Annotated in this window: 11 protein-coding genes, 1 tRNA gene and 1 pseudogene; 5 read left to right on the forward strand and 8 right to left on the reverse strand. The window is 70.7% G+C overall.

Going from position 1 to position 10,996, the window contains the following annotated elements:
• Position 1: 1 nt before the first annotated feature.
• From ACP4J3_RS34530 to ACP4J3_RS34545, 4 genes are read left to right on the forward strand one after another with little or no spacing between them, the layout of a single operon-like run.
• Positions 2–874 carry an alpha/beta fold hydrolase gene (locus ACP4J3_RS34530; protein ID WP_426540242.1) on the forward strand — a complete coding sequence of 291 codons (873 nt, stop codon included), beginning with the start codon at positions 2–4 and terminating at the stop codon, positions 872–874.
• A complete protein-coding gene (locus ACP4J3_RS34535; protein ID WP_426540243.1) occupies positions 871–2,553 on the forward strand; it encodes a bifunctional 3-(3-hydroxy-phenyl)propionate/3-hydroxycinnamic acid hydroxylase in 1,683 nt (560 codons plus the stop codon). Before ACP4J3_RS34530 ends, ACP4J3_RS34535 begins: the two co-directional genes overlap by 4 nt.
• Entirely contained in the window at positions 2,550–2,705 is a 156-nt protein-coding gene (locus ACP4J3_RS34540; RefSeq protein WP_426540244.1) for a hypothetical protein, read from the forward strand. The genes ACP4J3_RS34535 and ACP4J3_RS34540 overlap by 4 nt, the downstream gene beginning before the upstream one ends.
• On the forward strand, positions 2,702–3,136 hold the full coding sequence (locus ACP4J3_RS34545; protein ID WP_426540245.1) for a carboxymuconolactone decarboxylase family protein: 435 nt from the start codon (positions 2,702–2,704) through the stop codon (positions 3,134–3,136). Before ACP4J3_RS34540 ends, ACP4J3_RS34545 begins: the two co-directional genes overlap by 4 nt.
• A 404-nt stretch (positions 3,137–3,540) precedes the next feature.
• Here the strand turns inward: ACP4J3_RS34545 and ACP4J3_RS34550 are convergent.
• A tRNA-Pro gene (locus tag ACP4J3_RS34550) sits at positions 3,541–3,614 on the reverse strand.
• A gap of 171 nt (positions 3,615–3,785) precedes the next feature.
• Between ACP4J3_RS34550 and ACP4J3_RS34555 the strand changes: the two genes are divergently transcribed.
• Positions 3,786–4,727 (forward strand): alpha/beta hydrolase fold domain-containing protein, encoded by a 942-nt coding sequence (locus ACP4J3_RS34555; RefSeq protein ID WP_426540246.1) that lies wholly within the window; start codon positions 3,786–3,788, stop codon positions 4,725–4,727.
• On the opposite strand, the gene ACP4J3_RS34560 is transcribed toward ACP4J3_RS34555, so the two are convergent.
• The 7 genes and pseudogenes from ACP4J3_RS34560 to ACP4J3_RS34590 form a co-directional block, all read right to left on the reverse strand.
• On the reverse strand, positions 4,720–5,007 hold the full coding sequence (locus ACP4J3_RS34560) for a hypothetical protein (protein WP_426540247.1): 288 nt from the start codon (positions 5,005–5,007) through the stop codon (positions 4,720–4,722). The two genes, ACP4J3_RS34555 and ACP4J3_RS34560, sit on opposite strands and share 8 nt — an antisense overlap.
• Before the next feature lie 242 nt (positions 5,008–5,249).
• On the reverse strand, positions 5,250–6,200 hold the full coding sequence (locus ACP4J3_RS34565; RefSeq protein ID WP_426540248.1) for a catechol 2,3-dioxygenase: 951 nt from the start codon (positions 6,198–6,200) through the stop codon (positions 5,250–5,252).
• Positions 6,197–7,279, reverse strand: coding sequence for a 4-oxalomesaconate tautomerase (locus ACP4J3_RS34570; protein ID WP_426540331.1), 1,083 nt, complete (start codon positions 7,277–7,279; stop codon positions 6,197–6,199). The genes ACP4J3_RS34565 and ACP4J3_RS34570 overlap by 4 nt, the downstream gene beginning before the upstream one ends.
• Positions 7,280–7,596: 317 nt before the next feature.
• Positions 7,597–8,292 (reverse strand): annotated as a pseudogene (locus tag ACP4J3_RS34575) (4-carboxy-4-hydroxy-2-oxoadipate aldolase/oxaloacetate decarboxylase); the annotation flags it as partial.
• On the reverse strand, positions 8,289–9,044 hold the full coding sequence (locus tag ACP4J3_RS34580) for a PIG-L deacetylase family protein (RefSeq protein ID WP_426540249.1): 756 nt from the start codon (positions 9,042–9,044) through the stop codon (positions 8,289–8,291). The gene ACP4J3_RS34580 and the pseudogene ACP4J3_RS34575, both read right to left, overlap by 4 nt.
• An 83-nt stretch (positions 9,045–9,127) precedes the next feature.
• The gene (locus ACP4J3_RS34585; protein WP_426540250.1) at positions 9,128–9,778 is read right to left on the reverse strand and encodes a GntR family transcriptional regulator; all 651 of its coding nucleotides are present in this window, start codon (positions 9,776–9,778) and stop codon (positions 9,128–9,130) included.
• A 94-nt stretch (positions 9,779–9,872) separates the two neighbouring features.
• Positions 9,873–10,880, reverse strand: coding sequence for a LacI family DNA-binding transcriptional regulator (locus ACP4J3_RS34590; protein ID WP_426540251.1), 1,008 nt, complete (start codon positions 10,878–10,880; stop codon positions 9,873–9,875).
• Positions 10,881–10,996: the final 116 nt, after the last annotated feature.

Below are 10,996 nucleotides of genomic sequence, written 5' to 3' on the forward strand. Positions count from 1 at the left end.
TATGGCCACCGACACCGCCCCGGTCGGGCGCGACCGCTTCATCACGCTCAACGGGCTGCGCACCCACTACGTCGAGTGGGGCGACGAGGACCGGCCCCCGATCGTCATGCTGCACGGCCTGCGCAGCTACGCCCGGACGTTCCAGCCGCTGGCCGAGCGGCTCGCGGACCGTTACCGCGTCCTGGCCCCTGACGCGCGGGGGCGCGGCGACAGCGAGTGGGATCCGCAGGGCGCGTACTACACGGAGTCCTACGTCGCCGATCTGGAGCAGTTCGCCGACCGCCTCGGCCTGGACCGGTTCGTGCTGCTGGCCCACTCCATGGGCGGCACCACGGCGTACGTCTACGCGGCGCGACACCCCGAGCGGGTCGGCGCGGCGGTGGTCGAGGACATCGGGCCCGGCTCGTCACTGTCGGGCGAGGGAGCCGAGCGCATCAAGCGCGAAGTCGCCGACGCCCCACGTGACTTCGCCAGCCGGGAGGCGGCCCGCGCGTACTGGCGCGGCATCCGTCCCAACATCTCCGACAGCGCCCTCGACTCCAGGTTGCGGCACACCCTCACACCGGACGAAGAGGGCCGCTGGCGTTGGAAGTTCGACCTGGCGGGCATCGCGGCTGCCCGCCTCGACCCGGATCCGGCCCGCCAGGTGGATCTGTGGCCGTACGTCGAGGCCCTTCGGTGCCCGACCCTGGTGGTCAGGGGCGGGGAGTCGGACTTCCTCCCCGTCGCCACCGCGGCCGCGATGGCGCGGCGCAACCCGCGGATCCACACGGTGGACGTCCCCGGGGCAGGCCACTACGTGCACGACGACGCCCCGGATCTCTTCCATGACCACGTGACCGGATTCCTCAGGAGTGCGGAGGTCGCCCGATGACCGAACCCGTCGAGCACCGCACCCAGGTGGCCGTGGTCGGCGCCGGGCCCGTCGGTGTGACGGTCGCCAACTACCTCGGCCTCTACGGAGTGCGCACCCTGCTGATCGACCGCAGCGAGGAGATCGTCGACTACCCGCGCGCGGTCGGCATGGACGACGAGTGCCTGCGCAGCTTCCAGGGCATCGGCCTCGCCGAGGACATGCTCGCCGACATGATCCAGAACGTGCCGCTGAAGATGTTCGCCGCGAACGGCCACTGTCTCGCCGACATACGGCCGGACACCAAGGAGTTCGGCTGGCCCCGGCGGAACATCTTCATGCAGCAGCTCGCCGAGCGCACACTCCGCGCAGGCCTCGAACGCCATCCCCATGTCCAGTCCCTGCTGGGGCACGAACTCATACGCCTGGAGCAGGACGGCGTCGAGGCACGACTGCACGTCACAGGCCCTCAGGGCGAACCCGTGCTCGTCCACGCCGAGTACGTCGCCGCCGCCGACGGCGGCCGCAGTACCGTGCGCGAGCAACTCGGCATCCCGCTCAGCGGAGACACCCACCCGCGCAAGTGGGTCGTCATCGAATGCGACAACGATCCGCTCGACGCGCCGTACACCGGACTGCACGGCGACCCGAGACGCCCGTACGTCTGCCTGGACCTGCCCTACGACTACCGCCGCTGGGAGTTCATGCTCTTCCCCGGCGAGGACGCCGAGGCCATGCTCCGGCCCGAGAAGGTGCACGCACTCCTCGCCGGGCACGTGCCCGACCCCGCGGCGCTCAACATCATCCGCGCCCGCGTCTACACCCATCACTCCCGCGTGGCCGACCGCTTCGTGGACGGCCGGATCTGCCTCGTGGGCGACGCCGCCCACCTCATGCCCCCCTGGGCGGGGCAGGGCATGAACACCGGCATACGCGACGCGACCAACGTCGCCTGGAAGCTGGCGGCCGTCGTCACCGGTCGCGCCCATCCGAGGATCCTCGCCACGTACGACACCGAGCGGCGCGAACACGCCCGGGCGATGGTGCAACTGTCGGACGCCATCGGCCGGTTCCTCTCCCCGACGAGCCGCACCGTGGCCCGGGCGCGCGACACCGTGGTGCGTGGACTCACCGCGGCACCGCCGGTCCGCAACTGGCTGGTGCACATGAGGTTCAAGCCCGTCCCCCGGTACACCGAGGGCATCATGCTGCACAGCCGACGGACGGCACCGAAGAACTCACCGGTGGGCAGAATGTTCGTCCAGCCGAGGGTGGAGACCGCCGAAGGGCGGGTGCTGCCGCTGGACGAGACACTCGGCGAGTGGTTCGCCCTCATCGGCTACGGCAATGATCCGCTCGTCCATCTGGATGCCGAGAGCCGTGCCTTCTGGGACCGCCTCGGCACCCGTTACCTCACCGTCGTCGAGTCCCGCTCCGGTCGGTCCCGTGGCGAGCGGCGCAGGTCGACGACCGACTCGGTGACGGTGGAGGACGTCGACGGCACCCTGCGGGACTGGTTCGCCCGGCACCAGGGCAGCGTCGCCGTCGTCCGCCCCGACCGGTATCTCGCGGCCCTGACCGATCCCCGCGACCTGGCGACGGTGACCGGCGCCTTCGAACGGCTGCTCGCACCGTCGCGGTCCACGGAGTCCAAGGACGCCTGGCACTCGGTTCCCGTCACGGAGGGAGAGGCGTCGTGATCACCGAGCAGCGTGCCGAACTGGCGGACGACGACGAGTTCGCGTCCTTCCAGGGAGGTGTGCGTGAGCTGCTCGTGCGTCAGTCCAACCGCCTCCTCGCCGCCGTCACCCACCACGTCCGCACCGGCCCGTACGAAGGAGGGCGAGGATGACGGCCGATCCGGTCCCGCCGAAAGCCGCGCAGGAGTACATCGACGCCATGGCCCGCGACCGCGGGTACGTCCTCGACTATCACAAGGTCATGGCGCGGTACGACTTCGACGTCCTGCAGGCGACGAACGGCCTGGTCAAGGCGGCTTATCTGGCTCCCCGCGCCCTGGATCGGCGCACCAAGGAGCTGTTGTTCGTCCTCAGCCTGACCGTGATGAGAGCCGACAAGGGACACATTCAGAGTCATATCCGGGTCGCCCTGGGCCTCGGGGTCACCCCGCAGGAGATCCTGGAGGCGATCGAGATCGCCCTCCCGGAAGCCGGCATCGTCGCGTTCCAGGCCGGCCTGGAAGCCTGGCGGGAGACGGTCGGCGCCACGGGCATCGAGCCGAACGCCACCGATCCGGAAGGCGGTGCCGGCACGCCGGAGTGAACCGCACGGCACGGCACCGCGGGGGACACGCCCCTCTGAAGCGAACGACGCTCGTCACAGGGAGGCGGACGCCTCGGGCACCGACGCCCCGGCCGGACGACCGGCACCGCCTTGACCTCGCCGTACGACGCGCTCGGTCAGCCCGTTCGCCCGGTCGGCCGGGTTCGTCGGTCAACCTCCACGGTCACCTGCTGCCCCACGCAGCCCGGGACGCCGTCACCGCCATCGACAAGGCCCTGACCCACGCCGACCGCAAACACCACCAGACCGCCCCGGCCAAAGCAGACCGCGCGGCCTGAGACCGGCCGCCGAGCGTCCCCCGGTTGCCATCACGCCGCCTTCACGTGTCACACGAACGCATCCAGCGGGCCTGCCGCTTCCGGCAAACCTGCTGGTCACAACCGTCGGGACGACAGGATTTGAACCTGCGACCCCTTGACCCCCAGTCAAGTGCGCTACCAAGCTGCGCCACGTCCCGGTGCACACCACGCGGTGAGGCGCGTGATCATGCAGGTCAACCCTACCTCATACGGGCAGCGCCCCGATCGGTCCCACCATTGACTCATAATTGTCGCTACCTATAATTGACTATCTCAATAGAATCCCCGTGGTGGGGCAGGCCCAAGGGCCGCGACCGAACGGAAGCCACATGTCCCTCCTGGCCCGGCCCGCGGTGGCCGCCCTCGTCGCCAAGGTGATGCAACGCGTGACGGTCCTTGCGGACCGCCGCTCCGGCGGTCGGAGTTCCGCCGCCGCCTCGCACGCCCGGTTCCCCGAATACCCGCGCAAGGTACGCCGGTTGACGATCCCCACGGCGGTCGCACCCGCCCGGGCGACGGTGTATCTCCCCCAGAACACCGACACCGCACCGCCGGTCCACATCAACTTCCACGGTGGTGGCTACGTCGTGGCGCTGACCGAGTTGGACGACCCGCTGTGCCGGTTCCTCGCCGCCGAGGCGGGGGTGGTCGTGATCAACGTGGACTATGTCGTCGCGCCGCAGTTTCCCTTTCCGGCGCCGACGCGACAGGCGTACGAGATCGTCCGGTGGGTCGCGGAGCACGGCGCCGAGGAGGGGTGGGACGGCGAGCGGCTCACCGTGGGCGGGCAGAGTGCCGGTGGCGGGCTCGCGGCGGCCGTGGCGCGGCAGGCGCTCGAAGCGGGCGGACCCTCGATCGCGCTCCAGGTCCTGCACTATCCCCCGCTGGACCTGGTGACGAATGCCCGGGACAAGCGGGCAGCCACCGCCCGCCCCGTGCTGCGGCCCTGGATGGCCGACGTCTTCGACACGTCGTACGTCCCCGATGTGCGGCGGCGCGGTGACCCGCTCGTGTCGCCCGCGCACCCCTCGGACACCGCCGATCTGAAAGGCATCGCGCCGACGCTGGTGATCACCGCCGAGTACGACCTGCTCCGGGCCGAGGGCGAGCGGTACGCCGAGCGGCTGCGGGAGGCGGGGGCGCTGGTCGAGCACCATGACGTGGCCGGCGTGGACCACGGGTACGACGGGAGCGACGACGAGAAGGCACGGGAGAGCTATGCGATCGTCGCCCGGTGCTTGCGGGAGGCGACGGGAAGCCGCCTCACCTGAGTGCGCGGTCCGCCGTGCCGGTCGGCGCCTGTGCGTTCCAGTCGTCGTCCGGGTCCACGGCACCTGAGTGCACCGAGACGGGTGGTGCGGTCGGGCGGTGGGTGGCCGAGGGCTCCGTCGGGCCGAAGGCAGTGGTGTTTCTGGTGCCTCGGGCCGGGCCGCCGGACACACCCGCGGCGAAGCCCGCCGTCAGCAGGGCCACCACCGCGACCACCCACCACGGCAGACCCGCCTTGGCCATGTACCCGACGACCGCCACCACCGCGAGAAATGCCACCACGTCCCCCGTCCCCCTTCATCGCTCAACTCATTTGCCCCGGGCATCCCGAGCGCAGCCACACGTCACAGCGGGCATATGACGCAACAATACGCGAGAGCGTCGAATATCCCAGTTCGGCTCATCAGTACATATGACGGGCCATTAGATATGACATGCGTCGGGCTCGGCAGCAGTCCGCCGAGCCCGACGCCGGCGAGAGAGCGCGACGCAGGCCACCATCAGCTTCTTAAGCCATACGTGCCTCAGGCGACCGGTGGGGTCCCGTGCGTGTGGAAGGACTCGATCGTCTTCAGGCCCCACGCCTGTCCTTTGGCCCGCTCGGCCTCGGTCCAGGTGATCAGCGGCCAGTCCGGGGCCAGCACCAGGCGGGTGAGCGGGTTGCACAGCTCGATGCGGTTGCCGCCGGGCTCGTAGACGTACAGGAAGAACGTCTGCTGGATGGCGTGCTTGTGCGGGCCCGTCTCGATGAACACGCCGGAGTCGATGGCGAGGTCGGCGGCGCGCAGGATCTCCTCGCGGGTGTCGGTGGCGAAGGCGATGTGGTGCAGCCGGCCGGTGGAGCCGGTCCAGTCCGAGGTGTAGACGACGTCGTACGACTTGTTGGTGAAGGTCAGCCAACGGGCCGCGATCTTCCCGGAGTTCAGCTGGATCTGCTCGGTGGGCCGGGCGCCCAGCACCTCTTCCTGGAACTCGGCGCCCGCGAGCACGTCCGCGGCGAGGAAGTTGACGTGGTCCAGGCGTCGGACGCCCACGCCCCGGTTGGGCTTGGCCTGCGGCTGGTTCTTCAGCGCGGGTCGCAGGGCCTGGGGCGCCTGGTAGTGCTCGCTCTCCCAGTACAGGGCGTGTTCATGCCCGTCGGGATCGGTGGTGAGGTAGAGCCTGCCGAGTCCGGGCTCGTCCTCGACCCACTTGCCGGTGCCGCCCGCCGCCTCGATGGCCTTGATACGGCGGTGCAGTGCCTCCTCGCTGGAGGTGCGCAGGGCGAGCCGGCCGAGGCCGGGCTGGTCGCGGGCGGTGAGCACCAGGCTGTGGTGCTCGTAGTCGTCATAGGTCCGCAGATAGACGGTGTCGCCGTGCCGGCCGTTGACGGTGAGGCCCAGGTAGTCCGTGAAGAAGGCGACGCTGGCGTCCAGGTCGGGGGTGAAGAGCTGGGCGTGGCCGAGGTGGGCGATGTCGCCGAGCGGCGGGGTCATCGGGGGCCTCCGGGAGTGGGTGCGGGGAGTGGGGCCGTCTCGGCGGACCTGGGGAAGACGGTGCCGTCGAAGATCTTGCGTGCGGTACGGACGACGGCCGTACGGCGAGCGACCGGGCGGCCTGCGGCGTCGGTGCCGAGGCTGCTCTCGATGTCCAGGAATCCCGTGGGGTGTTCGATGCGGATGCGGTCGCCGGTGGTGGGGAGCTGTGCGATGTCCGTGCCGACGCCGCCTGCCGTGCGCAGACCGGCGGCGACGCTCGCCGCGCCGAGCACGCCGATCGACGTATGGCAGCGGACCGGGATGAAGGTGCGGGTGGTGATCGCGCCGCCGTGGCGGGGTGGGGCGAGGAGGGTGAGCTTGGGGACGGTGGTGTCCCACACGTCGCCGAGGCCCATCAACTCGCCTGCCTTCAGGCGGAGTTCGTGGAGTCGGTCGGCGAGTGCGGGGTCCGCTTCCAGGTCCTGGGGAGTCTCGTAGCCGGTGACCTTGAGGTCGGATGCCTGGACGAGGACGGTGGGCATGCCGTTGTCCACACATGTCACGGGGATGCCGTCGATCGCGTCGCGGACGTTGCCGGTGGGCAGCAGTCTCCCCGCGCCGGGCGGGAATTCGATCACGACGGGGGCGGCGGAACCGGGCACCCCGGAGATCTCGGCGTCGCCCGTGTACCGCACCCGGCCGCCGGGGGTCGGGAAGGTCGCCGTGGCGAGATCGCCGGAGTTGGCCATACGGATCCGTACGGAGGTCTCCTCCTTCCCCGCCGTGACCAGCCCGCGCTCCACGGCGAAGGGGCCGATGCCGGCGAGGATGTTCCCACAGTTCTGACGGGCGCTCACTTCCGGTCGGTCGACTGCGACTTGGAGGAAGAGGTAGTCGACGTCGGCCCGTGGGTCGGTCGACGGCGACACCACCGCCACCTTGCTGGTGAGCGGGTGCGCTCCGCCCAGGCCGTCGATCTGCCGCTCGTCAGGGCTGCCCATGACGCGCAGCAGCAGCTCGTCGCGGGCGGCGGGGTCGGTGGGCAGGTCAGTGGCCAGGAAGTAGGCGCCCTTGGAGGTACCGCCGCGCATCAGCATGCAGCGGACCTCGGCGGGCCGCCGCCCGGTCACGACGGGTCTCCGTCACGCGGGCCGTCGTCACGGCCATGGTCGCCGGCCACATGGTCGTCGCGCATATAGGGGCTCCCCACATGACCGTCCGCCGCATGGCCTCCCGTCACATGGCTATCCGCCACATGGCTATCCGCCACATGACCGTCTGCCACATGGTCACCGCGCACATAGGTGCCGCCCACACGGCCGTCCCGCACGCGGTCGCCTCGCACACGGCCGTCCCGCACATACTCGTCGCCCACACGGCTACCGCCACCCACATAGCCGTCGCCGACACAGCCGTCACCCACATACTCGTCGTACGACGTGTAGACGACCCCCAACTGCACCAGCTTCTCCCGCAACCCGTACCGGTCCAGCCCGAGTTGGCCGTCGAGGAACGCGGCTCGCGTCGCCGCCTCCTTGGTCTCGCGGGCCTCGGCCTTCTCGACCGTCTCCCGGGCGCGCTCGCGCGGGACGACCACCACTCCGTCGTCGTCGGCGAGGATCACGTCGCCGGGGCGGATGACCTGGCCGTCGATGGCGATCGGCACGTTCACCGAGCCGCCGGTGGCCTTGACGGTACCCTGTGCGCAGACGGCACGCGACCAGGCCGCGAAGCCCATGTCGCGCAGTTCCCGGGTGTCGCGGATGCCGGCGTTGATGACGAGGCCGCGCACCCCACGCCGGTGCAGGGCGGTCGCGAACAGCTCGCCGAACAGGCCGTCGGTGGAGGGCGAGGTGGTGGTGACGACCAGGAGGTCGCCCTCGCCGCACTGCTCCACCGCGGCGTGGATCATGAGGTTGTCGCCGGGCCAGCCGAGCACCGTGACGGCGGTGCCGGCGACTCGTACGCCCTGCTGTATGGGGCGGATCCCCGGCCCCAGCAGGCCCGTTCGGCCCATGGCCTCGCTCACGGTCGCCACGCCGAAGCCGGCCAGCGCGTCGACGTCCTTCAGGTTCGCCCTCGGCGGGTTGGTGACGATCACGCCGCTCATGCCAGCTCCTTCGCGATCTGCGGGTAGGGACGCATGTACGCCTCGGCCATGGTCTTGTGGGCCAGGCCGAGGTTGGGCCCGGCGTTGCGCCTGAGCTGGACGCCGCGGCGGACGGCGAGGTCGGTGTAGTAGTCCCACAGGTGCTGCTGCGCGCCCAGGCACTCCATGGCCTTGCGCTTGGTGTCCCACACCTCGGTGATGTCGAGCAGCACCTCGGGCCTGAAGCCGCTCATCTCGGGTTGGTGCGGCTCGAAGTAGAAGACGGGCGGGGCACCGATGATGTCGCCGTCGCCCGGGTAGCCGATGGCCTGCGCGAGGATCCGGGCCTGCAGGGCCATGCGGTTGGCGGCCGGGTGGTCGCCGTTGTACGGGTCCTCGACCGGGTGGGTGAGGACGACGTCCGGCTGCGTCTCGCGGTAGACCGCCACGAGCCGGTCGGTCAGCTCGGCGGTGGCGGTCAGCGGGTAGTCGCCGGCGTCGAAGAAGCGGACCTCGGCGCCGAGGGTGGCGGCGGCGCGCTCGGCCTCGTCGCGGCGTATCTCCTTGATCTCCGCCAACCGCTTCCCCTCGCGCCAGGCCTTGGCGGACTCGCCGCGCTCGCCGAAGGTGAGGCAGGCGATGGTGACCTTCTCGCCCCGGGCGGCGGCCAGGGCGATGGCTCCGCCCGCGCGCCACACGAAGTCGCCTGCGTGCGCGGTGACGACGAGGGTCGAGCGGGGTGGGGTGCTGGCGGGCGCGTCGGGGTGCGTCATTGCGGGTCTCCTCGAGTGACAGGGTGCGCCCGCCTCGTCCGGCTCGTTCGCCTCGTCCGGCTCGTCCGGCTCGTCCGGCTCGCTCAGTCGCGCAGCGCCTCGATCACGCTGCTGAGGTGGGCGCGGGCGGCCGCCTCGGCCGCCTGCGGGTCTCTGGCCCGGATCGCCTCGATCATGGCCAGGTGCTCGTTCAGGGAGTGCTGTGGACGACCGGGCCGAAGCGCCAACTGGAAGCGGTGGCGCACCAGTTGTGCGTGGAGCCGCTCCAGCAGCTCCACGGCCGTGCGCTGGCCGGAGAACTCCTGGATCAGGGCGTGCAGTTCCTGGTTCAGCTCGGAGTACGTCATCGGTTCGCCGTCGGTCACGGCCTTGGTCATGGCCGCGCCGAGGTCGGCGAGGCGGGTGAGCTGCTCGTCACTGGCGGCCACGGCCGCCTTGGCCGCGCAGAGCCCTTCCAGCGCCATGCGGCACTCGGTGATGGCGACCGCTTCCTCCACGGTCACCACCCGCACCCGCGAACCGCGGTTGCGGATGCGCTCGACCAGGCCCTGGGCCTCCAGGTCGATGAGTGCCGCGCGGATGCTGGCCCGTGTCACACCGAACTGCTCGGCGAGTTCGTTCTCCACCAGCCGCTGTGCCGGTGCCATCTCGCCGTGCAGGATCGCCTGCCGCACCTGCGCGAGCGCATGCTGCTTGGCCTGCTCTCCGGTGCTCGGACGGGCTTCGTTCGGCATGTGCCCTCCCTGAGTGAGTGCCTGTCGAACGTAAATCTAGCCAGACAGAATCGTCAACAATTTTGTCGGCTGTATTGGCGCGAAAATTCCACGACTAGGGCATCGGATGCGGCGGCGCCGTCGAGCCCCGGATCTCCAACGTCGGCGTGGCGAGATGGACTTCCCCCACTCCCCCGCCGCCCTCGAACCGGTCGAGCAGGCAGCGGGCCGCGCGTCGGCCGACCTCATGGCTGGCGTTGTCGACGGTGGTGAGCCAGACATGGCGCAGCCGGGCGATGCTCGTGTTGTCGTAGCCGACGACGGACAGGTCGCGCGGAACCCGTAGCCCCGACTCCTCGGCCGCCGACAGGGCGCCGATCGCGGCGATGTCGTTCACGGCGAAGACGGCCGTCGGCGGCTGCGCGCGGCTCAGCAGCCGTACCGTCGTGCGGTAGCCGCCCTCCTCGGTCATGTCGCTCGGTTCCACGACCGCCTCGTTCGCGAGGCCGTGCTCGCGCATGGTCGCCTCGAAGCTGCGCCGGCGCAGCTCGCCGACCGCGCCGTACCCGGCGATGTGCGCGATGTGCCGGTGACCGAGCCCGATGAGGTGCTCGGTGACCAGGCGGGCGCCCCGCTCGTCGTCGTTGGCGACGACGTCCACGCCGGGCAGGGTCGGTTCGCGCGCCCCCGCGACCACCACCGGGAGCCGTTCGGCCACCGCCCCGAGCGCGGCCGGGTCGGGCAGCGTGCCCACCACGACCAGGCCGTCGACCCGCAGGTCCAGGAAGGGGCCGGTGGGGTCCTGGCCGGTGCGGCGGTTGAGGCGGGCGTCGGCCAGCAGCATGTGCAGGCCGTTGTCGTGCAGGAGCGAGTTCAGGCCCTCCAGCATGTCGACGAACCAGGGGTTGCGCAGGTCGTTGAGGAGGACTCCGACCGTGCGGGTGCGCTGCTCGCTGAGGCTGCGCGCGGCGGCGTTCGGGCGGTAGCCGAGTTCCCGTACGGCCCTCAGGACGGCTTCCCGCTTCTCCGGGCGCACCTGCTCCGAGCCGCGCAGCACGAGCGAGACCAGCGATTTGGAGACGCCGGCCCGGTCGGCGACGTCGCGGATGGTCGGCGGTTTCATGAACATGGACCGTTCCAGGCGCTGCCTCGCTTGTCAAAGGGAGACGGAGATGGGCCGGGGAGGGTTGACACTGACACCTGGCCGCACCCAAGGTGGGCTGGACAGGAAATGGACCG

It is taken from the genome of Streptomyces sp. UG1 (assembly GCF_049974585.1).
In the GTDB taxonomy this organism is placed as follows: Bacteria; Actinomycetota; Actinomycetes; order Streptomycetales; family Streptomycetaceae; genus Streptomyces.